This is a genomic window from Wenjunlia vitaminophila DSM 41686 (assembly GCF_000380165.1).
Taxonomy (GTDB): domain Bacteria; phylum Actinomycetota; class Actinomycetes; order Streptomycetales; family Streptomycetaceae; genus Wenjunlia; species Wenjunlia vitaminophila.
Genome location: NZ_KB904713.1, coordinates 152017 through 172782 on the forward strand (window position 1 = coordinate 152017; position 20766 = coordinate 172782).

The 20766-nt window shown below is 72.5% G+C and carries 18 protein-coding genes and 5 tRNA genes; 8 read left to right on the forward strand and 15 right to left on the reverse strand.

Annotated elements, in window-relative coordinates; translation table 11 throughout:
* Positions 1–198: 198 nt before the first annotated feature.
* Entirely contained in the window at positions 199–405 is a 207-nt protein-coding gene (gene bldC / locus A3IG_RS0124680; RefSeq protein ID WP_016471853.1) for a developmental transcriptional regulator BldC, read from the forward strand.
* Between the two features lie 361 nt (positions 406–766).
* Here bldC and A3IG_RS35490 read toward each other — a convergent pair whose 3' ends face one another.
* From A3IG_RS35490 to A3IG_RS0124690, 3 genes are all read right to left on the reverse strand, one after another.
* Positions 767–1003: a DUF6274 family protein gene (locus A3IG_RS35490; protein WP_236719193.1), complete on the reverse strand. Its 237-nt coding sequence runs from the start codon at positions 1001–1003 to the stop codon at positions 767–769.
* Positions 1004–1169: 166 nt separating this feature from the next.
* A tRNA-Asp gene (locus A3IG_RS0124685) sits at positions 1170–1244 on the reverse strand.
* Between the two features lie 140 nt (positions 1245–1384).
* Positions 1385–1461, reverse strand: a tRNA-Phe gene (locus A3IG_RS0124690).
* Between the two features lie 221 nt (positions 1462–1682).
* Between A3IG_RS0124690 and A3IG_RS0124695 the strand changes: the two genes are divergently transcribed.
* Positions 1683–3038 (forward strand): sensor histidine kinase, encoded by a 1356-nt coding sequence (locus A3IG_RS0124695; RefSeq protein WP_018386274.1) that lies wholly within the window; start codon positions 1683–1685, stop codon positions 3036–3038.
* 167 nt (positions 3039–3205) lie between these two features.
* Here the strand turns inward: A3IG_RS0124695 and A3IG_RS0124700 are convergent.
* From A3IG_RS0124700 to A3IG_RS0124735, 8 genes are all read right to left on the reverse strand, one after another.
* A tRNA-Asp gene (locus A3IG_RS0124700) sits at positions 3206–3280 on the reverse strand.
* A gap of 176 nt (positions 3281–3456) precedes the next feature.
* Positions 3457–4674: a cytochrome P450 gene (locus A3IG_RS0124705; RefSeq protein WP_018386275.1), complete on the reverse strand. Its 1218-nt coding sequence runs from the start codon at positions 4672–4674 to the stop codon at positions 3457–3459.
* A gap of 15 nt (positions 4675–4689) precedes the next feature.
* Complete coding sequence (locus A3IG_RS0124710; RefSeq protein ID WP_051087618.1) at positions 4690–5277, reverse strand: GTP-binding protein; 588 nt, start codon at positions 5275–5277, stop codon at positions 4690–4692.
* The gene (locus A3IG_RS0124715) at positions 5261–5653 is read right to left on the reverse strand and encodes a DUF742 domain-containing protein (RefSeq protein WP_322888004.1); all 393 of its coding nucleotides are present in this window, start codon (positions 5651–5653) and stop codon (positions 5261–5263) included. Before A3IG_RS0124715 ends, A3IG_RS0124710 begins: the two co-directional genes overlap by 17 nt.
* Positions 5611–6027, reverse strand: coding sequence for a roadblock/LC7 domain-containing protein (locus A3IG_RS0124720; RefSeq protein ID WP_018386278.1), 417 nt, complete (start codon positions 6025–6027; stop codon positions 5611–5613). The genes A3IG_RS0124715 and A3IG_RS0124720 overlap by 43 nt, the downstream gene beginning before the upstream one ends.
* A complete protein-coding gene (locus A3IG_RS31160) occupies positions 6024–8414 on the reverse strand; it encodes a nitrate- and nitrite sensing domain-containing protein (RefSeq protein WP_018386279.1) in 2391 nt (796 codons plus the stop codon). The genes A3IG_RS0124720 and A3IG_RS31160 overlap by 4 nt, the downstream gene beginning before the upstream one ends.
* An 830-nt stretch (positions 8415–9244) precedes the next feature.
* Positions 9245–9320: transfer RNA gene (locus tag A3IG_RS0124730), tRNA-Glu, on the reverse strand.
* Positions 9321–9472: 152 nt separating this feature from the next.
* Positions 9473–11068, reverse strand: coding sequence for a metallophosphoesterase family protein (locus tag A3IG_RS0124735; RefSeq protein ID WP_018386280.1), 1596 nt, complete (start codon positions 11066–11068; stop codon positions 9473–9475).
* Positions 11069–11241: 173 nt separating this feature from the next.
* Here A3IG_RS0124735 and A3IG_RS0124740 point away from each other — a divergent pair, with 173 nt between their 5' ends.
* Positions 11242–11592 carry a metallopeptidase family protein gene (locus A3IG_RS0124740; RefSeq protein WP_018386281.1) on the forward strand — a complete coding sequence of 117 codons (351 nt, stop codon included), beginning with the start codon at positions 11242–11244 and terminating at the stop codon, positions 11590–11592.
* Positions 11593–11626: 34 nt separating this feature from the next.
* Here the strand turns inward: A3IG_RS0124740 and crcB (A3IG_RS0124745) are convergent, their stop codons facing one another.
* Both crcB (A3IG_RS0124745) and crcB (A3IG_RS34410) read right to left on the reverse strand, forming a co-directional pair.
* The gene (gene crcB / locus A3IG_RS0124745; RefSeq protein WP_018386282.1) at positions 11627–11980 is read right to left on the reverse strand and encodes a fluoride efflux transporter CrcB; all 354 of its coding nucleotides are present in this window, start codon (positions 11978–11980) and stop codon (positions 11627–11629) included.
* Positions 11977–12381, reverse strand: coding sequence for a fluoride efflux transporter CrcB (gene crcB / locus A3IG_RS34410; RefSeq protein ID WP_018386283.1), 405 nt, complete (start codon positions 12379–12381; stop codon positions 11977–11979). Before crcB (A3IG_RS34410) ends, crcB (A3IG_RS0124745) begins: the two co-directional genes overlap by 4 nt.
* Positions 12382–13199: 818 nt before the next feature.
* On the opposite strand from crcB (A3IG_RS34410), the gene A3IG_RS0124760 reads away from it, so the two are divergent.
* From A3IG_RS0124760 to A3IG_RS0124780, 5 genes are all read left to right on the forward strand, one after another.
* A complete protein-coding gene (locus A3IG_RS0124760; RefSeq protein ID WP_104530846.1) occupies positions 13200–15368 on the forward strand; it encodes a DEAD/DEAH box helicase in 2169 nt (722 codons plus the stop codon).
* 133 nt (positions 15369–15501) lie between these two features.
* Positions 15502–15574: transfer RNA gene (locus tag A3IG_RS0124765), tRNA-Lys, on the forward strand.
* 374 nt (positions 15575–15948) lie between these two features.
* A complete protein-coding gene (locus A3IG_RS0124770) occupies positions 15949–16266 on the forward strand; it encodes a DUF2795 domain-containing protein (RefSeq protein WP_018386286.1) in 318 nt (105 codons plus the stop codon).
* A 55-nt stretch (positions 16267–16321) separates the two neighbouring features.
* On the forward strand, positions 16322–16516 hold the full coding sequence (locus tag A3IG_RS0124775) for a hypothetical protein (RefSeq protein WP_018386287.1): 195 nt from the start codon (positions 16322–16324) through the stop codon (positions 16514–16516).
* Between the two features lie 231 nt (positions 16517–16747).
* Positions 16748–17020, forward strand: coding sequence for a hypothetical protein (locus tag A3IG_RS0124780; protein ID WP_026220629.1), 273 nt, complete (start codon positions 16748–16750; stop codon positions 17018–17020).
* Positions 17021–17072: 52 nt separating this feature from the next.
* Here A3IG_RS0124780 and A3IG_RS0124785 read toward each other — a convergent pair whose 3' ends face one another.
* Together A3IG_RS0124785 and A3IG_RS0124790 are read right to left on the reverse strand one after the other, a co-directional pair.
* Entirely contained in the window at positions 17073–18812 is a 1740-nt protein-coding gene (locus A3IG_RS0124785; protein WP_018386289.1) for a glycoside hydrolase family 15 protein, read from the reverse strand.
* Positions 18809–20596, reverse strand: a complete 1788-nt coding sequence (locus tag A3IG_RS0124790; RefSeq protein ID WP_018386290.1) for a thiamine pyrophosphate-requiring protein — start codon at positions 20594–20596, stop codon at positions 18809–18811. The genes A3IG_RS0124785 and A3IG_RS0124790 overlap by 4 nt, the downstream gene beginning before the upstream one ends.
* Positions 20597–20766 lie beyond the last annotated feature (170 nt).

Consider the following 20766-nt stretch of genomic DNA (forward strand, 5'->3'; position numbering starts at 1 on the left):
CAAGGTTGAGCACCTGAGGGGTCAATTCCATCGGTTTGGCCGACGGGGCTGGACAGATGGTGTAGTTGTAGTGCCGAGGACAAGCCGTTCGTCCTATTACCGACTCGGCCCGCGTGCGCCATTTCGGGCATCGCGGGTCAAGGTGCAGAATTTGAAGGAAAGAACCGTGTTGGTTCGGTTCTCCCGAGGAGGCCGCTCATGACCGCTCGCACCCCTGATGCCGAGCCGCTGCTGACCCCGGCTGAGGTCGCCACCATGTTCCGCGTCGATCCCAAGACGGTCACGCGCTGGGCAAAGGCAGGCAAGCTCACGTCGATCCGCACGCTCGGCGGTCACCGCCGCTACCGCGAGGCGGAGGTTCGCGCCCTGCTGGCGGGCATCCCCCAGCAGCGCAGCGAGCCCTGACCACCAGCCAGAACGCGGCCCTGGGGTCCCCCAACCCCGCATGGTGTCCGTGTTCTCGGCTCCAGTGCCAACTGCGCTGACTCATCAGGGTTTTGACGAAGGGTCGTATCGGATTCCGCCGGATCCGGTGCGGCCCTTCTGGCATCCCCGGAGCCCTCTCTGGGGCGCCCCGGGCCAGGGGAAGCAGCCCTTCCGGGGACCGGAACCGGCCAGGCGACACATGTCGGCAGGCCCCGCGGGGGTACCCCGCTCCTGGTCCCTCCCAGCTCCTCACTGGGCGGTGAAATTTCACATATAAAATTGATGCCTTCTGAGGGGCGGATGGCTTCCCTTCTTTTCCAAACTCATTTCGTGATGCGCGTCACACTTCGCTGCGGGCCGTGTCGAGGTTCCGACCCCGAGTGGCGGGCCGCGAGGGGGAGTTCGGGCCGGACGCCGAAGGCCCGGCGATCAGTCGCGGACCCGACGGCGGTAACCGCATGGCCTGATCCAGCAGGTGCCGACAGGCGCGGCAGCGCTCCGTGCGGTGGCCGGCGCGGGCGGCCGCGGACAGGTGCGCACGCAGCAGGGCGTGCGTCTGTTGTCTGGCAGACCTCATCCCGGTCCTCCGTTACCCCACCAGCCGGTCGCTGTCGGTGACCGACTCATCGCCCTTGGTCGAACAGGTAGCCATGTCGCGGCGCAGGAGTCAAGGGCCTGGGGCACAACCCAAGGGACACAGACGACAAACGGCCCGAATCCAAGGGATTCGGGCCGCTGCTCTGCGGTCCTGACGGGATTTGAACCCGCGGCCTCCACCTTGACAGGGTGGCGAGCACTCCAAACTGCTCCACAGGACCAAGTCGATGTGACCAGGCGATGCTCCGGACGAGCCCGCCCCGAGGTCGCTGACACACGATGTCGCGTCCGGTGACACAACGAAACCGAGACCTGCTTTCGACCCGGAACGCAGTGAACCCACCGAAGTGACGTGGTGACTTGGTGGCCAGGGCCGGGGTCGAACCGGCGACCTTCCGCTTTTCAGGCGGACGCTCGTACCAACTGAGCTACCTGGCCAGGCCCGGAACGCCGGGCGCTGACACAGAGCTTACCCCATGGGGTCAGATGGTTCCGCACGCGTTTCCCGCGGTGCGGCGCCCGACCGCACCACCACTCCCGACGGGTGCTCCCGCCGCCCAGGTGCCCTCCCGCCCGTGCTGCCCCGCTCCGGGCCACTCCGGCTCGTCCCCGCCCCCCAGCCCCGCCCAACTCCTTCAAGGGCGGTTTACTGAGGGGCCATGACAGCCGTGCGCACCGTGCCCCCCACCCACAGGGACCGGACGGCCGCCGACACCGACGCCCCCGCCGGCAACCCGCCGGGCCGTCCTGCCCGCCGCGTCCCCCTCCGTCCGCGCCTCCCGGACTGGACGGGCACCCTCTACGCGAGGTTCGCCCTCACCATCGCCGTCTGCTGCCTGGTGGCGACCGTGCTCAGCCTGCTGGCCCACCGCGCGGTCACCGAGGAGCCGCTGGACTACGCCCGGCAGAAGGCCCTGAGCCGGCTGGACTCCGCCGAGCGGGAGTACGTCGAAGGAGGCGAGCTGGGGCCGGACGCCGCCGTGGACCCGCCGGAGCTGCCCCCCGCCCTGCGGGCGGGCGCGCTGCGCGGCGAACGGGGCACCACGCTCGCCGATCACCGGGGACGGGCCACGGTGTGGGCCGCGTCATCGAGGGACGGGCGCGTGCTGGCGGTGCGCGTGGACTACTCCGCGGCGGAACGGTCACTGGAACGCGTCGACTGGGCCATCGCGGGTTCGGCCGCGTTCGTCGTCGGCGTCACCGTCCTGGCCGGCCTGGCGATGACCGCCCGGATCAGCCGCCGGCTGCGCCGCACCGCCCAGGTCGCCCGCAGGATCAGTGCCGGGGACCTGGACGCCAGGGTCGGCTCCGAGGACCGCTCCGACCGCCGAGGTGACGAGGTGGCCGCCGTGGCCGCGGCGCTGGACTCCATGGCCTCCGCCCTGCAGAGCCGGATCAGGAACGAACAGCGGTTCACCGCCGACGTCGCGCACGAGCTGCGCACCCCGCTGACGGGCCTGCACGCCGCCGCTGAGCTGCTGCCCCCTGGCCGGCCGACCGAACTGGTCCGGGACCGGGTACAGGCGCTGCGCCGCCTCACCGAGGACCTGCTGGAGATCTCCCGGCTCGACGCGCAGGTGGAGCGGGCGAACCCGGGCGTGCACCAGTTGGGCCCGCTGGTCGAGGCCGCGGTCGCCGCCACCGGGTTGGCTGCGGAGGTCACGGTGGTCGACGACGTGGTGGTGGAGACCGACCGGCGGCGCCTCGACCGCGTCATCGGCAACCTGGTCGCCAACGCCCACCAGCACGGCTGCCCTCCCGTGGTGCTCACCGTGGACGGCCCGACGATCACTGTCCGGGACCACGGTGACGGGTATCCGGACGAACTCCTCGACTACGGCCCGCGGCGGTTCCGCACCGAGTCCACCAGTTCGGGGAAGAAGGGCCATGGCCTGGGGCTGACCATCGCGGTGGGGCAGGCGCGGGTGCTCGAGGCGGACCTGCGGTTCGCCAACGCCCCCGACGGCGGGGCCCTGACCACCCTCACCCTGCCCGAGCGGCGCGCCGTCACGTGACCCGTCCCATGCGGACCGCGGCTCGGATGGAGGCGCCGGGTCGCAGCCGGGGGTGCGCACCCCGTGCCGCCACCGCCCGGCCCTCCCGAGCGTTCCCGAGCGTTCCCCGAACACGAGAAAATCCCCCCGGCCCACGGCCTGGGGGGAACGCAACGTTCACGAAGAGGCGGTCCTGACGGGATTTGAACCCGCGGCCTCCACCTTGACAGGGTGGCGAGCACTCCAAACTGCTCCACAGGACCTCGTGCGACGAGCCCGACCGTGATCCCGATGGCCGGACGAGAGGGACTCGGATGAGTGCCACCCGGCGAGCCGGTTTCGCGGTTGTTGTCGCTGGATCAGCGTAGCAGACCGCGGACCCCGCGCGGACCAACCGCCCGGCGGGGCCGGGGTGCCCGGCCGGGCGGTTGGGTGCTGCTCAGCGCCTACGGCGCCGGTCGGGAACCACCCGGACCGGTAGGTGCGCCCAGCCGCGGAGGACGTTGTTGAGAGCCCGGGTGGGCTCGCCGGCGAGCTCCAGACGGGTGCAGTGGGTGGCCAGGGCGTCCAGTACGGCGCCCGCCTGGAGGGCCGCGAGGTGGTTCCCCGCGCAGGCGTGCGGGCCCGCGCCCAGCGCCAGGTGCTCCGCCGCGTCCGGGCGCAGCACGTCGAACTGGTCGGCGCTCGCCCCCCACCTGCGGTGGTCGCGGCCGGCGGAGCCGTACAGCACCCACACCTGGTCGCCGGCGGGGATCTCGGTGCCGTCGATGGCGGTGTCCGAACCGACCCGCCGCCCGAAGCCCTGCACCGGCGCGTCGTACCGGATGGCCTCGTGGAACGCCTCCCTGCCGGTGGCCCGCCGGCCCCGCAGGTGGCCCCACTGCCGGGGGTGGGTGGCCAGGAGGTGGACGGCGTTGGTGATGCCGTTGATGGTGGTGTCCATCCCGGCGACCGTGTACGCGGACATCAGGGGGACCACCTCGGACTCGTCGAGCCGCCCGGCGTCCACCGCGTCATAGACCGAGGCCATCCACGAGTCGGGCCGCACCGACGTCCTGGTGACCCGCTGGCTCAGGAAGTCGATCATCGCCGCGGCAGCCGGGGCCGCCACCTGGTAGCGCTGGTTGGCCGGGCCGAACATCTCGAAGGTCGCCGCGGCGTTGTCGATCAACTCGTCCCTGGTGTCCAGGGGCAGGCCCATCAGTTCCATCACCACGTCCGCGACGAACCCGCGGGCGAGGTCCCCGGCCGCGTCGAAGCTGCCCCTGGTGACCAGGCCGGCCACCAGCCGGTCCGCGCGCCGGTGGACCTCCGTGGTCAGGGCCCGGATCGAGGCCGGCCTGAGCTGCTCCGCCAGCACCCGGCGCAGCCTGCGGTGGTCCTCGCCGTCCGAGCCGAGCACGGTCCCGTCGAGGATGACCTGGTTGGCCATGTCGGTGAGGGCGACGCCGTCCTTCGAGCGGAAGGTGTCGGTGTCCCGCAACACCGCCTGGACGTCGGCGTGCCGGGGGACCGCCCAGACGTCGTGCCCGGGCAACCGGACCGCTGGGCCGAGGTCGCGCAGGGTGCGGTACCAGGGGTAGGGGTCGGCGAGGACGTCGTCGGTGAACAGGTCCAACGAGGCGAGGGTGCCAGGGTCGCGGGTGGTGGACGTCATCGGGCGGCTCCGGAGTCAGGCGTGGACGGGGCGGGCGCGATCGATCAGGTGGTCCATCAGGGCGATCAGTGCGTCGCGGCTGGAGGTGCGGCTGCGGGCGTCGAGCTCGATGATCGGGGTCTGCGGGTCGGACATCCGCAGCGCGCCACGGATCTGCTCGGCGGAGTACGGCTGGTGCCCGTCGAAGGCGTTGACCCCCACGACGAAGGGCAGCCTGCGGTTCTCGAAGAAGTCCACGGCGGGGAAGGACCGACCCAGGTGTCTGGTGTCCACCAGGACGATGGCCCCGGCGGCGCCTTCGAGCAGGGCGTCCCAGACGAACCAGAAGCGGTCCTGGCCCGGGGTGCCGAACAGGTAGACCACCACGCCGGCCTCGGGCAGCGTGATCCGTCCGAAGTCCATGGCGACGGTGGTGTCCGTCTTGTCCTCGATGCCGTCCAGGTCGTCCACCCCGATGCCGGCGGTGGTGAGGCGTTCCTCCGTGGTCAGCGGCCGGATCTCGGAGACGGACCCGACCAGGGTCGTCTTACCGACGCCGAACCCGCCGGCCACGATGATTTTGAACGCCGCCTGGGCCGGCGCGTCGTCAGAGTTGTTTGGCAAGGCACTCCCTGATCCTGGTGAGAAGTACGACGTTGCAGGTCTCGGCTGGGCTCAGCGGGAGCCGGTGGTGGATCAGTCCGCGTTCGAGCAGCACCCCCAACAGGCGGGTCATCGGGGTGAGCCGCCAGCCCATCCGGGCGGCCAGCTCGGCGACGGCCAGGGCCCGGGGTGGCCGGCACAGGTCGAGCACCGCCCGCCACTCACTGGGCAGCCCCTGGTCGTCGCCCGCCGCGGTGATGAGGGTGTCCATGGTCAGCACACTGGTACGGGCGGTGGAGGACCGGCCTCCGGTGGCGGCGTACAGCCGCGGCCTGCGCCCGCGCCCCCGCGACGTCACGGCCGGGTCGCGCCCTGCCGCTCCGGGGTGCCCAGCCACGGGCCGAGGGCCTGTGCGGTCCTGACCGTCTCGCCACCGAGCTCGCCGACCTTGGCGCCACGGGCGACCACGATCAGGGTGCTGCCCTCGCCGCACGCGGTGACGCACGCCTTCAGTCCCGGGGTGATCTCGGCGAGGTGGCGGGTCACCTCGCCCCCGCCGAACTCCTGGGCCACCGCCGCCATCGACGACGCGATGCCGGAGACCGCGGCGGCGACCCGCTCGGCGCTGTCCCTGGGCAACTGGTAACTGGTGCGCACCAGGCCGTCCTTGCTGAGCAGCACCGCTCCGCTGACGCCGGCGATCCGGGTGAGGTTCTGCTCCAGGATCGCGTGTAGCTGGGCGCTGTCGGCCTGGTCGTGCTCGGTGGTCATCGGGGTTGCTCCTGTCCGACTCGGTGGAAGGTGTGGGCTGGTGGTGCTTGTGTCTCCGCCGCGCTGGTGGCGAGTTCGTACTCCGCGTAGGCGTCGGCGACCTGCTCGGGGGTGGCGCCGTCGTCCCGGACCACCGGGCCGCGGCGCTGGAGGAGCTGGGGGGCGAGGTGGGTGCCCGGCTGCCGTTCGGGCAACGCGGGCAGCCCGGCCGCGGGCGGCCCCGAGGGGGACGGGTCCGACGTCGGCGCGGGCGCCGGCTTTGGCGTTGACACGGCTTCCGGCCGCGGGTGCGGACGGGGCCCTGGCTCTGCGCCCGGGTCGGGCTGGTGGTCGGGCTCGGGCTGGTGGTCGGGCTCGGGCTGGTTGTCGGGCCGGTGCGCCACCGGGGTGACCGCCCCCGCCTCGTTCTCGACCGCCGGTGTCCTTGCCGGAGGTGCCGGGGGCCTGACCAGGAGGCTCCCCGGCAGCAGCACCACCGCCGAGGTGCCGCCGAGGGCGCCGCGCCGCAGGGTGACCTCGGCCCCGAGCTGTTGGGCGAGGTGCCCGACGGTGAACAGGCCGAGCCGGTGGGCGTCGCGGGCCAGGTCGGCGTACGGCAGGGCGGTGCGCAGGCGTTCGTTCATCTGCTCGTAGAGGGCGGGCGCGACACCGGGCCCCCGGTCCTCCACCTCGATCACCAGACGGTCGTTGATCGCCTCGGCGGTCATGGTGACCCGGGAGGCGGAGTAACGGGTGGCGTTGTCCAACAGCTCGGCCAGCAGGTGGATCACCCAGCTCACCGCCTGGGCGTCCAGGCTGACCTCGCTCAGTGCGTGTTGGTCGACGCGCTCGAAGTCCTCCACCTCGGAGGCGGCGGTGTTGAGCACGTCGGCCAGCCGCATCGGCTCCTGGTACGGGTCGGGGATCTCGCCGCCGGCGAGCAGCACCACGTTCTCGGTCTGCCGCCGCACCCCCACCACCAGGGCGTCCACCGCCATCAGCCCGTCCAACAACTCCGGGTTGTCGCCGTAGGTGTCCTGGAGGTCGTCGATGCGGTCCAGGATGCGACCGACGAGGTTGCCGGTGCGCGAGGCCATGCCGGCGGAGAACGCGCCGAACCCGGCACGCTCCCGGGCGAGCTGCTCGTGGCCGCTCACCGACACCTCGACCACCCGGGCGAACGCGTCGTGCACCCGGCCGATCTCGTCGCGGTCCCCGCTCACCACGGGCAGGCCGGCCAGGTCGGGGGCCGCCCCGTGCTGCAACTGCTGGACGATCTCGGGAAGCCGCACCTCGGCGACGTCCGTCGCCTCGTCGCGCAGCCGACCGGTGCGTCGGATGACCTTGTGGCTGATCATGATGATCAGCACGGCGATCAGCACCACCGCCGCCAGACTCCCCCCGACCTGCCACAGCACCTGGGTGCGCAGCTCGTCGGCGCGCTGCAGGCCGTGCGCCAGCAGCCCCTGGGTGCGGCTGAGGTTGAGCGCGGCGATCTCCTGGGCCACCTTCGCGTGGGCGTCCTCCCACCGGGCGACCTCGCGGGGCAGCTCCTCGACGTGACCGTCCGCCGAGGTGGTCGGGGCGTTGATGATCGCCCGCTCGACCCGGGACTTGGTCGCCCACGCCTCGCTCGCGGTGATCCGGTCGTAGGTCGCCCGGTCGTGGGCGGGGAGGTAGGGCGTGATCCACCGGTCGTACATCACCCGTTGGGTGCCGTACGCCTCGGCGAACTGCTGGCGGTGGGACGCGGTCATCCGGCCGGCGGCCCGCGCCTCGGCGATCAGCGTGTCCTCCAGGGCCAGCCCGTCACTGGCCCAGAAGAGACCGACCAGCGCCCGTGTCTCCACGGTGAGTTCAGGATCGTCCATGGCGGACAGCGCCTGGTAGAACTCGATCAACTTGGTGACGAGGCCCGTGTAGTACGCGGTGGCGAGGTCCTGCTGGATGTCCCGGTTGTCGATCCTGCGGCGGACGTCGTCGAGTTCGTCCAACTCGTCGTAGATCCGCTCGACGTGCTGCCACTCGTGCCGCTGCTCCACTTCCAGCTCGGAGCCGGACAGGTGGCGGAAGCTGACCACCCCCCGGTCGGTGCGCTGGCGCTGCTCGTCCAGCGCCCGGCGCGCGGCCGGGGTGGGGTCGGCGAGGTAGGCGGCGCTGAGCCGGCGTTCCGCCTGTGTGCCGACGAACAGCGGCAGGCTCGCCTCGCCGCCCAGCGTTCCGGTACTGACGTCGTTGCGGAGGTTCTCCTGCCGCTCCCACAGTTGGGCCGCGTTGACGGCGACCAGGCCGAGCAGCGCCAGGATGGAGACCACCGCGATCAGGGCCAGTTGTATCCGTACGGTCAGGCCGCGGCGGCCCCGTCCCCGGTTGTTCCGGCGCCGGTCCTTCGGTGTTCTCGTGGTCATGGATCCTCGGCGGTCGTCGAGCACGGACGGGTGGCCGGGCTGGTGACGACGCCGTGCTGGACGACTGCGACGGGTGGGCCCGGACCGGCGGTGAGGCAGCGCAGTGCCGCGGGAACCCGCTAGGGGGAGCTCCGCGGCGCGTGTTCCTGCGGGGATTCCCCCGGCGCGTCATATCGCTGGTGGGACGGGGAGACAACGCGCCTGGCGGGCCGGACCGGGAAAGCCGCAATGGGTAAACCCGGGTGCCGGGTCCCGGCTCGTGGAGAGCCGTCACCGCCTTCCGGCAACCTCATCCGCGATACCGTCGGGCGGCCCTGCTTCCCGTCGGGTTCCCCGGTGTGGCCGGCGGCGCCGCCGCGGTTGACCAGACACCCGTCGACCGGCCGTCGTCCCTGGTGGAAGCCTTGTTGAGGACGGAACCGCGCACCGTGAGACGCCATGTTGCCGTTCCCCACTCCCTGTCCGCCTGCCGCTCCGTCGGCAACCGACGTGCCCGGGCCACCACCGTGAGCACCTACCGTGCTCTCCGTGACATGACAATCACATAGTAGGGCGGCGTCTGTGGGGAAGGTTCCAGGCCTGCCATGATCTGATCACATATTCAGCGTGATTTGTTGCCTTGTGCGGAAATGTGTTCGAGTCGATCGACAGAAGTGAAAAGGGGAAACGGGGAATCCCGCTGTCCGTCGTACCGGCCATGCCCGGCGGTGTGGTGGGGTCGTCCGGCCACCCGGAACCGGGACTGCCGGGGCGGTGCCCCCCGGCGTGCGGACCAACCGCGGGCACAAAGAAACCCGCCCCCGGCGAGGGGACGGGCACACACACTTCGATGGTGCCCCCAACGGGATTCGAACCCGTGCTACCGCCTTGAAAGGGCGGCGTCCTGGGCCACTAGACGATGAGGGCTGGTGGGCCGCCTGGCATTGTGCTTCCGCCGGGGACGTCAGCAGCATAGGTGATGTCGCTGGGCAAAGCCAAAACGGTTTCTCCGGGCATCAGCGAGCCGCGCGGGGAACGCCCGGAAGGCCCCGCCGGCCCCCGGCCGCACCCGCCAGCCGTCACCGGGGGGGCCGCACCGGGGCCGGCGTCGAGGACCGGTCCTCGCCCGGCAGATGCCGAGTGATCTTCGCGGTGGTCTCCCCCAGACCGCCCAGCGTGATGTCGTCCCACGCCTCGAGCCGGTGGCTCTCCCGGTCCAGGTAGAGCACGGACAACTCCACCGGCTGGGGCCTGGTGCCCTCCACCGCCCGCAACCCCGCACCGCCGGTGGTGCCCTGGATGAACAGCCGGGTCCCCCCGTCCAGCACCCGGGTGCTGCGCCGGTGGGTGTGCCCGGCCAGGACCAACGGGGCCGCACCAGCCGCCTCCTCGGCCGCCTGCGGGTTGTGGGTGATGGCGATGTCCACGGCGTTCCGCTGCGCCCGGACCGCGTCGGCGAGCTGACGGCCCGCCGCCCGCTCCGCCGGGTCCCCCGCCGGGACCACCGAGCGGTCCGGGGTGAACTGCGGGTCCCCGATGCCCGCGATGCGCAGCCCGGCCACGCTCCTCACCTCGCCGTTGTCCACCACGTACACGTTCTTCCGCTTCTCCATTGCTTCCTGGGTGGCCATGGAGTCGTGGTTGCCGCGCACCCAGACGTACGGCGCGCCGAGGTCGGAGACCACCTCGGTGAACCGGTTCTCGGCGGCCGTGCCGTGGTCCATGGTGTCGCCGGTGTCCACGATCACGTCCACGCCGTAGTCCTCGACGGTCGCGTTGATCAGGCTCCACGCCGCGGGGTTCAGGTGGACGTCGGAGACGTGCAGCAGGCGCAGCGTCGACGGGGCCGGACTGTACGCCGGCAGGGTGGTGGTCGCGTCGTACAACCTGGTGACGTTGGTGACGAGACGGGCCAGCTCCTCCTGGTAGACGTCGAAGTCGCTGACGACACTGCGGGCGTCCCCGATCACCGAGGGCGCCCCGCGCAGCAGCCCCGAGTACCCCGGCTCCACGACCGACCTGGGATTGAACGTGGCCGCGGCGAGCACCCCGCTGGCCACGAACACGGCAAGGGCGAGGCCGCCCGCCGCCATGGCCCGCCGCGGCCTGCGGTACACCACGAGACCGGCGGCGGTGGCCCCGGCCACCACCGCGAGCGCCGAACGCCAGACGACCTGGACGGTGCTGGCGAGCACGTCGCTGCCCACCTCGTCCTCCAGGCCCCGCAACCGCTCCGGATGGTTGACGATGGCCTGGGCGCGCACCGGGTCCAGCCGGCGGACGTCCACGTCGAGGCGGAGCGGGGCGTCGTGGGTGTCCAGCTCGAGGGCGCCCAACGGTGGGATGTTGATGTTGGTGCCCCCGGTCCACGAGGGGTGCAGGGACATCCGGGTGGACACCGGTCCCACGGGCGCCTGCACCGCGCCGACCACGACCAGCCCGAGCCAGGCCCCGAACAGCACCACCACGGACATCAGCGCGGCCCGGTGCCACCGGGGCGGCTCGGGAACCCCGAGACCGAGCCCCCGCGCACCCGGTTCCGGTCCGGAACGCCCCGGGCGGGACGACCCGAACACGCCGGGGCGCGCCCGCGGGGGACCGCCGCGGGCCTTGCGCAGTGTCGCGCGGGCGCGGCGCAGCCTGGCACGGACCCGCCCGAGGAGTTCGCCGGCCATTGAGTCCCTATGCCCATTGTCACGACATGTATGCGGAGCGTGTCCGCTCCCGGGGGTGCGCCACCCCAATGGCCCGTTCCGTCCTCCACCCCGGGGGGCCGTGACCGGGAGCGCCCGGTGGGGAGTGCGGGCGGGGGCTGTGGGGATGCCGTGGGGTCGCGGACAATGGCCGTGTGCTGGAGATGACGCGTGAGGAGTTCGAGGAACTGGTCGGGGAGGCACTCGACCGCATTCCTCCGGAATTGACCAGGCTCATGGACAATGTCGCGATCTTCGTCGAGGACGAGCCGGATCCCAGCGACCCGGACCTGCTCGGTCTCTACGAGGGCACGCCGCTCACCGAGCGGGGGGAGTGGTACGCCGGAGTCCTCCCGGACCGCATCAGCATCTACCGCAACCCCACACTGCGCATGTGCGACACCCGCGAGGACGTCATCGCCGAAGTAGAGGTGACCGTGGTCCACGAGGTGGCCCACCACTTCGGCATCGACGACGCGCGGCTGCACGCCCTGGGCTACGCCTGACCCGCCCCGGGGCCGACAGGCCGTCCCCCCACCCTCACAGCGCCCCGCCCAACGCCCAGCCAGCGGTCACCGCGGCGAGCCCCGCCGCCAGGTTGGCGCCGACGTTGAGCAGCGCCCGGCCGGCGCGCCCGGTCTCGAACAGCAGCAACGTCTGGTGGCCGAAGCTGCTGAAGGTGGTGAGGCCCCCGCACAGCCCCGTGCCGAGCAGCAGGCGGAGGTCGGGCGGGGCGGCGCGCAGCACCACGCCGAGGGCGAGTGATCCGCTGACGTTCACCGCCAGCGTGCCCCAGGGGAAGGCGTTGCCGTACCGGGCCGACAGCCAACGGTCCGTCAGGTAGCGCAGTGGCCCGCCCACCGCTGCGCCGAGCGCGACGAGCAGCACGGTCAAGGCCGCACCGGCGCCTTCGTGCCCAGCCATACCGCGAGCAGCCCCGCGGCGACGCTGCCGAGGCAGTAGCCGACCGCGGTGCCGTACGCCTGGTGTGCCACCAGGGACCTGGTGTCGGCCGCGTAGGTGGAGAACGTGGTGAACCCACCGAGCACGCCGATCCCCCAGAACGGCCGGGCCAGCGGGTGCCGCACCCGCCCAGCGGCGATCGTGGCCATCAGCGCGCCGATGCCCAGGCAACCGGCGACGTTGACGCCGAACACGGCCCACGGGAACGTGCCAGGACCGGCCGGAACCGCCTCGGTGACCCCGTACCGGGCGAGCGCGCCGAACGTCGCGCCGAGGGACACGGCCGCGAGGGCGGCCCCGGTGCGCTCGCTGAGTCGAATCCGTCGGCGCATGGAGCACTTCCTAGCACGCCCACCGGGCCGGTGCCGTGTCCTGCGCCGCTGCGCCGACGTTGGGCAGTGCATGCGTTGCTCAGCGGTGGCCCGGCACGGTGCGTTCCTCCTCGTCCCGGCCGCCGCGCTGCTGGCGACCGGATGCGTGGACGTGGGCGGCCGGCCGCCGCACCCGCGGCCGCAGGGCTCCTCCGCGGTCCGGGTGTTGGACGAGGAGGCGCCGCGACCGGCGCCGGGCGTCCCCAGCGGCATACCGGAGCCTGGGGCGCCCATACCACGGTCGTCGCCGGCCGAGGTCCGGCCGGCGCGGCCCGAGGCCGGGCCGCCGGAGCCCCGGCCGGCCCACAGCCCGGTGCTCCCGTCCTCCTCCCGGCGGCCCGGCGCGCCCCCGCGACCCCCGGCCCGCCCGCAGCCCGCCCACCCGCCGCCAGCGGCGCCCCCGTCCGTCAGTGAGCCGCCGAAGACCGAGCCGCCCCCGGCCACCAAACCGTCCCCGAGTGTCGGTGAGTCCTCCGCACCGCCTGTCCCACCTGCGTGAACGCCGTGGTCGAGGGCGCGGCGTGCTACCCTCGAACAGAACGGTCATGCCGTGGCTGGTGCCGGCGGACGGGAAGGTTTGTTCCTCTCCGAGAACAGGGCGTATGCTGGTAGATCGTTTGATCCCTCGTGTTTGATTCCTGTGTTTGACCCCCATTTGCCTGGCGCTGAAAGAACGCGCCCCTGGCGCGTTCCGATCATTCCGTGGCTGGCCGCATCGAGGCGGTCTGTGAGAACTACGGAGCTGGCGCGTGCCACTCTCCGGAAGGTTCTGCTCTCGCATGTCTGTAACCGCCGCTGACAGCTTTGCCATGCCCGTGGCCGAGCCGGTCGAGGTCGTGGAAGCCCCCCAGGCCCCCGAGGCCGCCCAGGCCCCTGACGCCCCCGCCGCGGACGCCCCCCAGTCGCCCGACGCGGCCGAACCGCGGGTCGCCACCTTCGGCGACCTCGGCCTCGCCGACGACATCGTGCGTGCCCTGGACAAGCGTGGGGTGACCACCCCGTTCCCGATCCAGGCCGCCACCATCCCGGACGCCCTGGCCGGCCGGGACATCCTCGGCCGTGGCCGCACCGGCTCCGGCAAGACCCTCAGCTTCGGACTGCCCCTGCTGACCCGCCTCGCCGACGGCGGCCGGACCCGGGCCAAGCGCCCCCGGGGGCTGATCCTCACCCCGACCCGCGAGCTGGCCATGCAGGTCTCCGACGCGCTCGAGCCCTACGGCGCCGTGCTCGGCCTGGAGCTCAAGGTGGTCTGTGGCGGGACCTCGATGCCCCGTCAGATCTACGCCCTCGAACGCGGTGTGGACATCCTCGTCGCCACCCCGGGCCGGCTGCGTGACCTGATCGACCGCGGCGCCTGCACGCTGGACCAGGTCGAGGTCGCGGTCCTCGACGAGGCCGACCAGATGGCCGACATGGGCTTCCTGCCGGAGGTCACCGAGATCCTCGACCTGGTGCCGCCCGGCGGTCAGCGGATGCTGTTCTCCGCCACGCTGGAGAACGAGGTGGACACCCTCGTCAAGCGGTACCTGTCCGAGCCGGTCACCCACGAGGTGGACCCCTCGGCGGGCGCGGTCACCACCATGAGCCACCACCTGCTCGTGGTGAAGCCCAAGGACAAGGCGCCGGTGACGGCCGCCATCGCCGCCCGCAAGGGCCGCACCATCATCTTCGTGCGCACCCAGATGGGTGCCGACCGGGTCGCCGAGCAGTTGGTCGAGGCAGGGGTGCGCGCCGACGCGCTGCACGGCGGCATGACCCAGGGCGCCCGCACCCGCACCCTCGGGGACTTCAAGGACGGGTACGTCAGTGTCCTGGTCGCCACCGACGTCGCCGCCCGCGGCATCCACGTGGACGACATCGACCTGGTGCTGAACGTTGACCCCGCCGCCGACCACAAGGACTACCTGCACCGTTCCGGCCGTACCGCTCGCGCTGGCCGCAGCGGCACCGTGGTCACCCTGGTCCTGCCCCACCAGCGCCGCTCCACGTTCCGGCTGCTCGAGGACGCGGGGGTGGAGGCGTCCCGGCACGTGGTCGGCGGCGCCTTCGACAACGAACTGGCCCAGATCACCGGCGCCCGGTCGCTGACCGAGGTCCAGGCCGAGTCCGCGGCGAACGCGGCGAGGCAGGCCGAGCGCGAGGTCGAGGAACTGACCCGCAGGCTGGAGAAGGTGCAGCGGCGCGCCGACGAACTGCGGGGGGACGCCGACCGTCTGGCGGCCCGCGCCGCCAGGGAGCGCGGCGAGCAGCCGCCGGCCCCCGCGTCGGACGCCACCGCGCGGCCGGAGTCGGACGAGTCCCCCTCCGCGGTCGAGGAACCCCAGCGGAACGACCAGGCGGAACAGCCGCTCGGTGAGGGCCGTGAGGACTGGGCCCAGCGCCAGGGGGCCGGGGAGCGCGCCCCCCGGGACACCAGGGACGGCCGTGACTTCCGTGACCGTGACTCCCGCGCCCCGCGCACCGACGAACCGCGTCGCGACCGCTTCCAGAGCCGTGACCGTTACGCCGACCGCGACCGTTACGCCGACCGGGACCGGTACCAGGGTCGTGGTGGGCACGACCGCGGTGGCCACCCGCGTCGGGAGGACTCCCGCGGTGACGACCGGCGTCCGTACAACCGGCGCGAGGACCGCGGCGACCGCTCGTTCGACCGGCGTGACGACCGCCGGGGCTACGACCGGGACCGTTCGCCCCGTCCGTTCGAGCGGCGTGACGACCGCGGTGGCCGCCCCTACGACCGGGCACCCGGCCGGGAGCGTTCGCCCCGTCCGTTCGACCGCCGGGACGACCGCCGGGACCGGCCCCACGGCCGGGACGGTGGCGGCCGCCAGTTCGGCCACGACCGGCGTGACGACCGCCGTCCCACGGACCGCACGTCCGGCCGTGACGACCGCGGTGGCCGGGCGGGCTTCGGCGACCGCAAACCCCGCTGGAAGCGCGACGGCTGACCGTGCGCCGGGCCGGGGGCGGGTCCCCCGGCCCGGCGGCGCGGCACGCGGGGCCGTCGGAGACGCCGGCCCGCCGTCCGCCCCGGAATGCCATGGACGAGGCCGGGGGCAGGACCGGTACCCTTGCCAGTCGGGGCCGCTAGCTCAATTGGCAGAGCTGCGGACTTTTAATCCGTAGGTTCAGGGTTCGAGCCCCTGGCGGCCCACCGAGTGACACCCCGTTGACCAGCACTGGAGTGCCCCGACTGGTTCCCACCAGTCGGGGCACTCCGTCGTTCCGGCCCTCGTGCGTGAGCACGGGGCCTCGCGCGGAGGCGTCACCGAACGCCCCCGCGTCGGCACGGGGCGCGGTCGCCTCCCGGGTGTGGTTCGGCCGTCGCGGGGAACGGTCGGGACCGCGCGGAACGGAGGCATCCGACCAGGCGTGGCGGGTACCCGTCCACGCGGTGGGTCGGCGGAACCCGACCGGAACCCGACCGGAACCCCGACAAGACCGACCGGCGCCCGGCGCCCGGCCGGACCGTCCGCGCGGGGCAGGAACTGCTGGGCCGCGGCGGACGACGAAGGGCAGGTGGTTGAGATGGCGCACACCAACGTCCACGACGTCCTCGGCGCGCTGAAGGAAGTGGACTTCCCCGCGGACAAGGACGCCCTGCTGACGGCGGCACGCCGCGCGGGGGCCTCGGACGAGGTGCTGAAGGCACTGCGCGGCATCCCGCCCGAGGAGTACGGCAACCGCCAGGACGTGGCGCGTTCCGTCCGGGTGGACGCCGACTCTGACCTGCGCCACAGCCGCGCGCAGCGGGCGGAGCAGGCCCGGGGCCACGGCAGGCAGGGCCTGTCCCAGCACCTGCGCGACGTTCCCAAGCCTCCGGTGGAGGACGAACTGGACCGGTGACGGCCAACGCCTCCCCCCCCCGAGCATCGTGACGAGCACCGTGAGGAGTCACACCATGGGCAACCAGGAAGAACCCGAACCGCGCCACGAGGGCCGGCGGCCGCAGCTCCGCACCGGTGGCGACCAGCCGATCGACCCGGAGGACCTGGTGATGGCGTCCGGGCGGGAGGTCACGCCGGAGAGGGTCGAGGAGGCCAGGCGGCTCATCGAGGAGAAGGGGGCGGCGGCCATCGAGGAGTACCTGCCCTGAGCGGCGCCCGCGGGGGCGGAGCCGCGGGTGCCGCGGCGGGGTCGCGGTGGTGTGCGGTCAGGTGGCCGTCGCTGCCAGGTACCCGCCAGGTGTGGTGGGTACCTGGCGGACTCGTGGGCTGTGCGTTGGCCACGGGCCACGCTACGGTGAGGTTTGGGAAAGATGCCCTAGACGTTGTCGATACTCGCATTACTTGGGTTTTCGCTTTGTTCGTTCTTCTTGGGGCTTCGTATGTCAGATGATCCGTGGACCATTGAGCGCGTCTGCGAGGCCCTCCGCGACGGCGTTCTGGTGCGGGAGTTCCTCGATGAGATCAACAAAGCGCCCGCACACCAGTTGCTCCATGTGTTCACACGGTGGCAGGTTGTCGCCGGCGATATCGACGCGGCCGTGCGGCGTGGGCGCGAACTCGCCACCTACGAAGATCGGGGCGAGGATCTGCCGGGCCAGTGGGTTGACGTCACCGACCGCGTCCGGGAGGAGGCAGCGACGGCCCGCACGTAGGGAGCCGCCTGATCAGAACGTTCGTCCCCCCGGCACCCTCGACCAGCCCCGGTCAGGCGGTCGCCGCGGCCAGCCGTACCGAGTTCTCCAGCAGCACGGCGTGGACGAAGGCCTGGGGGAGGTTGCCGCGTAGCTGTCGTTGGGCGACGTCGTACTCCTCGGCGAACAGGCCGGAGGGGCCGCAGGCGGCTCGGGTGCGTTCGAACCAGCGGGCGGCCTGCGTCGTGCGTCCCTCGGTGAGGCAGGCTGAGCACAGCAGGAAGCCGCACAGCAGGAAGGCCCCCTCGTCCTGGCCCAGTGGGTGGTCCCGGTAACGGAACCGGTAGACGTAGCCGTCGGAGGTCAGGTGGCGTTCCACGGCCTGCCGGGTGGCCGAGAGGCCGGACGTGGCGGGGTCCTGGCAGCCACGGGCCAGGGGGCGGAGCAGGGCCGCGTCGGGGCCCTCGTCCTCGGAGGAACGTTTCCACGCGCCACCGGGGTGGCGGCAGCAGCGTTCCGTCTCGCGCCAGATGGCGTCGGCGAGTCCGCGCCAGTGGGTGCTGTCCGCGCCGGGGATCTCCGCCGCGGCGGCGCGCAGACCGGTGACGGCGATGAGCCTGGAGTGGGTCCACCAGGCGGGTTCGAGTTCCCACAGGCCCGCGTCGGGGGCCTGCCAGTGCTCCTCGATGGCCCGCGCCGCGACGCCTGCCGCGCGCACCGCCTCGTCGTCGATCCCGCTGCGGCGGGCGACCGTCGCGAACAGGTCGAGCACCTCCCCGAAGACGTCGAGTTGGAACTCGCCGCCCGCCCGGTTGCCGACGCGGCGACCACCCCCGGGGTACCCGCGCACGGTGAGCTGCCGCTCTTCCGGCAGGGGGTGGCCGTCCACGGTGTAGACGGGCCGGAGCCGTGGCCCGTCGGCGAGGACGCGTTCGGTGACGAAGCGGACGGCGGTGTCGGCGAGGGGGTGGGCGGTGTGGGTGGCGACGGCGATGCCGGCGTAGCACTGGTCGCGTATCCAGGCGTAGCGGTAGTCGTAGTTGCGGTTGCTGGTGGCGCGTTCCGGCAGCGACGTGGTGGCCGCCGCCACCATGCCACCTGACGTGCTGGTGAGGCCGCGCAGCACGGCGTAGGCCTGGCGCGTGTCCCGGGGAGCGGCCGTGGTGGCGCAGTCGGGGACGGCGTCGGCCCAGGCCCGTTCGGTGGTGTCCCACAGGTGGGCGGGGATCAGGGGGCGGCCGTCCGGGGCGTCGGAGACCTCCAGGACGACGTCGTGCTGCTGTCCCTCGGGGACGTCGATGTGGGTGATCAGGGAACCGTCGGTGTGGGGCACCGCGTCCGGGGCGCCGAGCAGCCGGACGTGCAGGGCGCCGGAGCGGGCGTGCCACAGGTCCGTGTGGTGGCGCAGGTCGTGCATGGCGTGCCCGCCGAACCCCGCCCGGACGTCGAGGCGGAGCCGCACCCGCGCGTCGCCCCGCAGGGCGCGGACCCGGCGCAGCAGGACGGCGCGGCCGGTCTCGGCGGGCATCGCCAGGGCTTGGCGGCACTCGGTCACGCCGTCGCCGTGGATCCACCGGTTGACGTAGATCAGGGTCCCGTCCTCGTAGAAGCCGCCCCAGACGTTCCAGGGGTCGTCCGGGCTGACGCTGAAGGCTCCGGGGCCGCCGATGAGCTCCGCGAACACCGCCTCGTCGTGCCATCGCGGGGCGCACATCCACACCACGTTCCCCCGGGGGCCGATGAGCGCGCCGCGTTCGCCGTCGGCCAGCAGGGCGTAGTCCCGCAGCACCCAGGGGCTGTCGGGTCCGCTCACCCGCGGCCCGTGAAGTGCTCGGCGAGCTTCTGCCTGACCCCCCGGGTGGCGATGCCGACGCGCTCGGGGTCGGACACGGCGGCCTTGGCGGCCTTCTTGCCCTGCTCCAGCATGATGTGCGGGGGGATGGGGGCGATCTCGGCGTCCACCTTGAACTCCAGGACGACCGGGCGGTCGCAGGCGAGCGCCTCGTCCCAGGCCTCGCCGACCTTCTTGGGCGAGTCGCACATGATGCCCTTCAGCCCGAGCAGGTCGGCGTACGCGGCGTAGGGGACGTCGGGGATCTGCTGCGAGCCGGGGAACTTCGGGTCGCCGCCCATGGCCCGCTGCTCCCAGGTGACCTGGTTGAGGTCCTGGTTGTTCAGCACGCAGAAGACGAACGGTGGGCCGGCCGCCAGCTCCCGCAGGTACCGCTTTACGGTGATCATCTCGTTCATGCCGTTCATCTGGAACGCGCCGTCGCCGACGAACGCGATCACCGGGCGGTCGGGGTGGGCGAAGCGTGCCGCGATCGCGTACGGAACGGCGGGTCCCATGGTGGCCAGCGTCCCGGACAGCGAGGCACGCATGCCGTCGTTGAGCCGCAGGTGCCGCGCCCACCAGTTGGTCCCGGAGCCGGAGTCGGCGGTGACGATGGCGTCGTGGGGCAGCCGGGGGGACAGCTCGCTGGCGACGGCCTGCGGGTTGATCTTCCCGCCGAAGTGCTGGCCGGCGCGCTTGTCGCAGATGGCGTTCCACTCGCGGACGTTCTTCTCGATCTCCTGGCGCCAGTCCCGCGCGTCCTTGCGCCTCAGCAGGGGGATGAGCTCCCTGAGCGTCTCCCTGGCGTCGCCCACGAGGTGGGCCTCCATCGGGTAGCGGATGCCGATCATCCGCCCGTCGATGTCGATCTCGACGCCCCGGGCCTGTCCCTCGTCGGGCAGCCACTCGCCGTAGGGGAAACTGGTGCCGATCATGAACAGTGTGTCGCAGTGGCGCATCATCTCGTCGCTGGCCTTGCTGCCGAGCAGCCCGATCGGCCCGGTGACGTAGGGCAGGTCGTCGGGGAGGACCTCGCGGCCGAGCAGGGCCTTGGCGACGCCGGCACCCAGGAGTTCGGCTGCCTGGGTGACCTCGTCGGCGGCGCCGGCCGCGCCCTGGCCGATGAGCATGGCGACCCGCTGGCCCTCGTTCAGCACCTGGGCGGCGAGCTGGAGTTCCTCCTCGTTGGGCAGGACCCGGGGCCGGCTCCAGCCGACGCTGGAGTACACCGCCCCGTGGGTCTTCGGCGGTGAGGGCTGGGCACTGGCCTCCTGGATGTCCTCGGGCACGATGATCGTGGCCACGCCGCGGCGGGTCAGTGCCGTCTTGAAGGCGCGGTCGATGACGTGCCGGGCCTGAGCCGGGTGCACGATCATCTGGCAGAACTCGGAGACGTCCGCGAACAGGCACTCCAGCGCGATCTCCTGCTGGTAGTGGGAGCCGAGGCACAGGGTCTTCTGCTGACCGACGACGGCGACCACCGGCTGGTGGTCGAGCTTGGCGTCGTACAGGCCGTTGAGCAGGTGGATGGCACCGGGACCCGATGTGGCGAAGCAGCAGCCGACCTCGCCGGTGAACTTGGCGTGGCCGCAGGCCATGAACGCGGCCATCTCCTCGTGCCGGGTCTGGATGAACGCCGGGTTCCCCCGCGCCCGGTCGAACGCGCCGAGGAATCCGTTGATCCCGTCCCCCGGATAGCCGTAGACCCGACGCACCCCCCACTGCTGGAGTCGGTCCAGGACGTAGTCGGCGACCTGAGTCATGGGCGCGCACCTCTGGTTCCCTGGTAGTCAGCAACGCCCCTGCCCGCCAGTGCGGCCGCGTCAGGGGCGCGGACCGGACGAAGTACCCGTTGTCCGGCTTTCCTAACCCGCGGCCCGCGTGCGCCCGGCCGCCCGCCCCGGGGCCGGCGGTCGGGCGCCGCCCGACCGGC

Excerpts from the sequence above, each read along its gene's own strand:
- A3IG_RS35490 (WP_236719193.1), bottom strand. The coding sequence starts at position 1,003 with ATGAGGTCTGCCAGACAACAGACGCACGCCCTGCTGCGTGCGCACCTG.
- A3IG_RS0124705 (WP_018386275.1), bottom strand. The coding sequence starts at position 4,674 with ATGACGTCCACCACCCGCGACCCTGGCACCCTCGCCTCGTTGGACCTG.
- A3IG_RS0124735 (WP_018386280.1), bottom strand. The coding sequence starts at position 11,068 with ATGGCCGGCGAACTCCTCGGGCGGGTCCGTGCCAGGCTGCGCCGCGCC.
- A3IG_RS0124695 (WP_018386274.1), top strand. The coding sequence starts at position 1,683 with ATGACAGCCGTGCGCACCGTGCCCCCCACCCACAGGGACCGGACGGCC.
- A3IG_RS0124780 (WP_026220629.1), top strand. The coding sequence starts at position 16,748 with ATGTCAGATGATCCGTGGACCATTGAGCGCGTCTGCGAGGCCCTCCGC.
- A3IG_RS0124720 (WP_018386278.1), bottom strand. The coding sequence starts at position 6,027 with ATGACCACCGAGCACGACCAGGCCGACAGCGCCCAGCTACACGCGATC.
- A3IG_RS0124775 (WP_018386287.1), top strand. The coding sequence starts at position 16,322 with ATGGGCAACCAGGAAGAACCCGAACCGCGCCACGAGGGCCGGCGGCCG.
- crcB (WP_018386283.1), bottom strand. The coding sequence starts at position 12,381 with ATGCGCCGACGGATTCGACTCAGCGAGCGCACCGGGGCCGCCCTCGCG.
- A3IG_RS0124770 (WP_018386286.1), top strand. The coding sequence starts at position 15,949 with ATGGCGCACACCAACGTCCACGACGTCCTCGGCGCGCTGAAGGAAGTG.
- bldC (WP_016471853.1), top strand. The coding sequence starts at position 199 with ATGACCGCTCGCACCCCTGATGCCGAGCCGCTGCTGACCCCGGCTGAG.
- A3IG_RS0124790 (WP_018386290.1), bottom strand. The coding sequence starts at position 20,596 with ATGACTCAGGTCGCCGACTACGTCCTGGACCGACTCCAGCAGTGGGGG.
- A3IG_RS0124760 (WP_104530846.1), top strand. The coding sequence starts at position 13,200 with ATGTCTGTAACCGCCGCTGACAGCTTTGCCATGCCCGTGGCCGAGCCG.
- A3IG_RS31160 (WP_018386279.1), bottom strand. The coding sequence starts at position 8,414 with ATGACCACGAGAACACCGAAGGACCGGCGCCGGAACAACCGGGGACGG.